General features: G+C 58.6%; 5 protein-coding genes. All 5 read right to left on the reverse strand.

Features of this window, described 5'->3' with window-relative positions; all coding sequences use genetic code 11:
• Positions 1-8 precede the first annotated feature (8 nt).
• A complete protein-coding gene (locus RTW80_RS22755) occupies positions 9-341 on the reverse strand; it encodes a head decoration protein (RefSeq protein ID WP_312720303.1) in 333 nt (110 codons plus the stop codon).
• Positions 342-350: 9 nt separating this feature from the next.
• On the reverse strand, positions 351-1,670 hold the full coding sequence (locus tag RTW80_RS22760) for a S49 family peptidase (RefSeq protein ID WP_000123218.1): 1,320 nt from the start codon (positions 1,668-1,670) through the stop codon (positions 351-353).
• A complete protein-coding gene (locus RTW80_RS22765; RefSeq protein ID WP_312720306.1) occupies positions 1,651-3,231 on the reverse strand; it encodes a phage portal protein in 1,581 nt (526 codons plus the stop codon). The genes RTW80_RS22760 and RTW80_RS22765 overlap by 20 nt, the downstream gene beginning before the upstream one ends.
• Positions 3,228-3,434: a phage head-tail joining protein gene (locus RTW80_RS22770; protein ID WP_000198149.1), complete on the reverse strand. Its 207-nt coding sequence runs from the start codon at positions 3,432-3,434 to the stop codon at positions 3,228-3,230. The genes RTW80_RS22765 and RTW80_RS22770 overlap by 4 nt, the downstream gene beginning before the upstream one ends.
• A partial coding sequence (locus RTW80_RS22775; protein ID WP_139310859.1) for a terminase gpA endonuclease subunit occupies positions 3,431-4,179 on the reverse strand: 749 nt, incomplete at its 5' end. The genes RTW80_RS22775 and RTW80_RS22770, both read right to left, overlap by 4 nt.

Consider the following 4,179-nt stretch of genomic DNA (forward strand, 5'->3'; position numbering starts at 1 on the left):
GGGTAAAGTTAAACGATGCTGATTGCCGTTCCGGCAAACGCGGTCCGTTTTTTCGTCTCGTCGCTGGCAGCCTCCGGCCAGAGCACATCCTCATAACGGAACGTGCCGGACTTGTAGAACGTCAGCGTGGTGCTGGTCTGGTCAGCAGCAACCGCAAGAATGCCAACGGCAGCACCGTCGGTGGTGCCATCCCACGCAACCAGCTTACGGCTGGAGGTGTCCAGCATCAGCGGGGTCATTGCAGGCGCTTTCGCACTCAATCCGCCGGGCGCGGGTGCGGTATGAGCCGGGTCACTGTTGCCCAGCGGCTGGTAATGGGTAAAGGTTTCTTTGCTCGTCATAAACATCCCTTACACTGGTGTGTTCAGCAAATCGTTAACGGCATCAGATGCCGGGTTACCTGCAGCCAGCGGTGCCGGTGCCCCCTGCATCAGACGATCCAGCGCAGTGTCACTGCGCGCCTGTGCACTCTGTGGTGCTGCGGCCAGAATGCGGCGGGCCGTTTCCACGGTCATACCGGGGGTTTCTGCCAGCACGCGTGCCTGTTCTTCGCGTCCGTGAGCCTCCTCACAGTTGAGGATCCCCATAATGCGGCTGTTTTCTGCCGCAACCGCTGCGGTGATCTGCGCGTTCACGTCCGGCTGCGCCGCGCTGGCGTTTTCGCCCTCCGTCGCTGGCACCACGTCAGTAACGTCAGCCTGCGAAGCAGTGGCTGAAACAGTTGTTGATTGAGTCTCTTTGGTCATTCGCCCTCCTGAGAGACGGGATTTACGTGCATCCAGTGCATCACGCATGACGGTGATCGCATCGGTGCTGTTAACAAGTTCATCAGCCAGTCCGGCATCAATGGCCTCCTGACCGCTGTACACTGCAGCCTCGGTATCCAGCACAGCCTGCACGGACAGGCCGGTATATGCCGACACCTTCTGCGCAAACATCTGGCGGGTTGCGTCCATCCGGGACTGCAGTGTCTCCCGGACGTCATCCGGAAGATGGCTGTAGGGGTTGCCATCCACCTTATGGCTGCCGCTGTAAATCAGAGTGATTTCCACACCCTGTTTCTCCAGCGCAGCACCGTAATTACTGTGAGCCATCATGACGCCGATGGAGCCTGTCCGGGCGGTCTGCGTGACCAGACGCCGGGAGGCGGCACTGGCAAGCAGCTGACCTGCACTGCAGTTCATGTCGTTGGCCAGCGCCCATACCGGTTTTATGTCACGCACACGGGCGATGATGTCAGCGCAGTCAAATGCCCCCGCCACCATCCCGCCGGGCGTGTCCATATCGAGCAGAATGCCGTCCACCATCGGATCGCTGGCAGCCTGTTGCAGACGGGCGATAATGCCGTTGTAACCGGTCATCCCCGAGTACGGCTGCAGCGCCCGCGTCCGGCTGACCAGCGTGCCGGACACCGGCAGCACGGCGATGCCGTTCATGACCTGATAACTGCGGGCCTGTCGTGGTCCGTCATCATCACCGGATAATGCCAGCGTCGCGAGTGCCTCCTGGGCAGTCAGGCTGTCGCCGGACACCGCATCCATCAGGCGGCTGATCCCAAGCTGGCCTGCAAGCGCACAAAAGAAAACCCGCGCATAGGCGGGTTCAAGCATCAGCGGCTCATTAAAAGCCATGCTGGCAATATGCGGGAGATTACGCAGCTCTGCTGTCACTCTTCTCCTCCTCTGTTGATTGTCGCAGCCCGGATTCAAATGCTGCAGCCGCCCAGGCGGGCGGTTTAAGACCGGCTGCGCGGCGCTCCATCGTTTCACGGACCTGCTGGGCAAAAATTTCCTGATAGTCGTCACCGCGTTTCGCGCACTCTTTCTCGTAGGTGCTCAGTCCGGCTTCTATCAGCATCACCGCTTCCTGAACTTCTTTCAGACCATCGATGGCCATACGACCGGAGCCTATCCAGTCGCAGTTCCCCCAGGCACTGCGGGCTTCCTGAAAACTGAAGCGCGCTTTTGAAGGTAACGTCACCACGCGGCGAACGATGGCCTCTTCCAGCCAGCACAGAAACATCTGGCTCGCCTGACGGGATGCGACGAATTTTCGCCGCCCCATAAAGTACGCCCACGACTCGTTCGCACTGGCCCGTGCCGTGGAGTAGCTCATCTGGGCGTAATTCCGGGAAAGCTGCTCATACGAGACACCCAGCCCGGCAGCGATATACCGCAGCAGTGACTGCTCAAACACGGAGTAGCCGTTATCCGTATCCTGAGCCGTCTGCAGGTTCAGTGAGTCACCCGGCATCAGGTGCGGTACTTTTGCGCCTCCCAGCCGGACCGGCGCTGCGGCGTAATACGCGGCAATTTCACCAATCCAGCCGGTCAGCCTTTCCCGCTGCTCCTGACTGTTCGCGCCCAGAATAAAATCCATCGCTGACTGCGTATCCAGCTCACTCTCAATGGTGGCGGCATACATCGCCTTCACAATGGCGCTCTGCAGCTGCGTGTTCTGCAGCGTGTCGAGCATCTTCATCTGCTCCATCACGCTGTAAAACACATTTGCACCGCGAGTCTGCCCGTCCTCCACGGGTTCAAAAACGTGAATGAACGAGGCGCGCCCGCCGGGTAACTCACGGGGTATCCAGCCAGGATACCCGTCCTCGCTGACGTAATATCCCAGCGCCGCACCGCTGTCATTAATCTGCACACCGGCACGGCAGTTCCGGCTGTCGCCGGTATTGTTCGGGTTGCTGATGCGCTTCGGGCTGACCATCCGGAACTGTGTCCGGAAAAGCCGCGACGAACTGGTATCCCAGGTGGCCTGAACGAACAGTTCACCGTTAAAGGCGTGCATGGCCACACCTTCCCGAATCATCATGGTAAACGTGCGTTTTCGCTCAACGTCAATGCAGCAGCAGTCATCCTCGGCAAACTCTTTCCATGCCGCTTCAACCTCGCGGGAAAAGGCACGGGCTTCTTCCTCCCCGATGCCCAGATAGCGCCAGCTTGGGCGATGACTGAGCCGGAAAAAAGACCCGACGATATGATCCTGATGCAGCTGGATGGCGTTGGCGGCATAGCCGTTATTGCGTACCAGATCGTCTGCGCGGGCATTGCCACGGGTAAAGTTGGGCAGCAGGGCTGCATCCACACTTTCACCCGGTGGGTTCCACGCCCGCAACTGCCCACCAAATCCGCTGCCACCGCCGTGATAACCGGCATATTCACGCAGCGATGTCATGCCGTCCGGTCCCAGAAGGGTGGGAATGGTGGGCGTTTTCATACATAAAATCCTGCAGGTCCCCTGCGTCGCTGTGTCATGCCGGTCTGCACCTCCAGCTCCGCAATGTATTTTTTCAGGTCAGACACGGAAGTGGCCGTAAACTCCACTCGCCGTCCGTCTTTCTGTACCGTTGCCACCCGTTTACCTGTCATCAGGTCATGCAGTGCCGCACGGGCAGCGGCAAGTTCTTCCTGTCGCGTCATTCATCCTCTCCGGATAAGGCACGGGCGTAATCTGCCAGTGTTTTCTTGTTGGTTGCTGCACCATCCTCTTCCTGCAGGCTCGCCAGCAGTGCACTGAGATCCAGCTGCCAGCGGGAAATACTGATGCGCAGCGCCGCCAGCGCATAAACGAAGCAGTCGAGTGCCTCATTGCGTCGCTTTTTGCTGTCCCACAGTATTTTTTTCCTGCCATCCACCCATTTTTCGACCTGCTCTTCAGCAGTCAGCTGCTGCGCTTCGGTCAGATCAAAAATATCCGGGTTATTCGGGAAGTGAACGGCACCGGGAAGCGGTTCATCCCCTTCCGGCGTCAGTGTGAAGCGGTTATAAATCTGCTCTTTCGCGGTATCCGTACCGATTTCGGTAAGGTAAACCCCGTTTTTGTTTCGCTTACGTGGCATGCTGGCCACCGGCTTTCCGTAGACGGATGCCCCTTTAATGGGGATCACCCGGAACAGCCCATGTTTTTTCGAGCGTTCATACACAATGGTCGGGTCAATCCCGCCAGTATCCCAGCAGATACGGGATACCGACATTTCTGCACCATTCCGGCGGGTATAGGTTTTATTGATGGCCTCATCCACACGCAGCAGCGTCTGTTCATCGTCGTGGCGACCCATAATAATCTGCCGGTCAATCAGCCAGCTTTCCTCACCCGGCCCCCATCCCCATACGCGCATTTCGTAGCGGTCCAGCTGGGAGTCGATACCGGCGGTCAGGTAAGCCA

Source organism: Escherichia sp. AM3 (assembly GCF_032029835.1).
Taxonomy (GTDB): Bacteria; Pseudomonadota; Gammaproteobacteria; order Enterobacterales; family Enterobacteriaceae; genus Escherichia; species Escherichia coli.